The organism is Nonomuraea sp. NPDC049480 (assembly GCF_044465905.1).
GTDB lineage: Bacteria > Actinomycetota > Actinomycetes > Streptosporangiales > Streptosporangiaceae > Nonomuraea.
This window is the reverse complement of the sequence record NZ_JBITMD010000088.1, coordinates 1-1,210: the sequence shown is the minus strand read 5'-3', so window position 1 is coordinate 1,210 and position 1,210 is coordinate 1. Positions and strand designations below refer to the sequence as shown.

At 72.2% G+C, this 1,210-nt stretch carries 1 protein-coding gene; it reads left to right on the top strand.

What is annotated here, in order from left to right; translation table 11 throughout:
• Positions 1-1,210: SpoIIE family protein phosphatase (locus tag ACIBX3_RS61240; protein ID WP_397130037.1), on the top strand; the 1,210-nt coding region annotated here is incomplete at both ends.

Below are 1,210 nucleotides of genomic sequence, written 5' to 3'. Positions count from 1 at the left end.
CAGGAACTGCAACGCGGGCTGCTCCCGCGTGAGCTGCCCAGCCTGCCCGCGGTCACCGCCGCGGCCCGCTACCTGCCCGCCGGCAAGGACATGGAGGTGGGCGGCGACTGGTACGACGTCATCCCGCTGTCGGCCGACCGAGTCGCCATCGTCATCGGCGACGTCATGGGACACGGCGTGGCCGAGGCCGCCACCATGGGCCGCCTACGCACCGCGGTCCGCACCCTGGCCGACCTGGAACTGCCCCCCGACGAGCTGCTCACCCACCTCAACGACGTGGTCAGCGGCCTCGGCGACGACTTCTACGCCACCTGCCTGTACCTGGTCTACGACCCCACCACCCGCTCCTGCACCCTGACCCGCGCCGGCCACCCGCCGCCCGCCGTCGTCCACCCCGACGGCACCGTCCACTTCCCCGACGCCGACCCGAACTCACCCCTGGGCGCCGCCACCCCGCCCTTCGACGTCGTGGACATGGAACTGCCCGATGGCAGCCTGCTGGTCCTGTACACCGACGGCCTGGTCGAATCCTCCACCCTCGACATCGACCGGGGCATGGCCAACCTGGCCAAGGTGCTCAGCGGCACCAGCTCCGGCGCCCTGCCCGGAACGCCGTGCCCGCACCAGGATCACACCACCACGCCGGACACCACGGGGGTCCACTGCGCCGAGTGCCTGGAAGCCCTGTGCGACAGTCTCATCGCCACCCTGCTGCCCGCCAGGAACAGGAAGGGCACGGCCGACGACGCCGCCCTGCTGGTCGTGCGCACCCACGCGCTGCCGCGCGGGGACGTGGCCTGCTGGCCGCTGCCCGAGCACCCCAAAGCCGCCGGCGAGGCCCGCGAACACGTCCGGACCCAGCTGCACACCTGGGACCTGGACGACCTGTCGATGACCACCGAGCTGCTGGCCAGCGAGCTGGTCGGCAACGTCGTGCGCCACGCCAAGGGCCCCATCCACCTGCGCCTGCTCCGGAGCAACGTGCTGACCTGCGAGGTCTCCGACGGCAGCCTCACCACGCCCCGCATCCGCCGCGCCGCCGACACCGACGAGGGAGGACGCGGGCTCCAGCTGGTCTCGGCGATCTCGCACCGCTGGGGCACCCGCTACACCGGCACGGGCAAATGCATCTGGACCGAACAACCTCTGAAGCCCGCGGCGTCCGCCCTGCTCACCGAGCCCAGCGGCCTGGACCTGTACGACCTGCTGG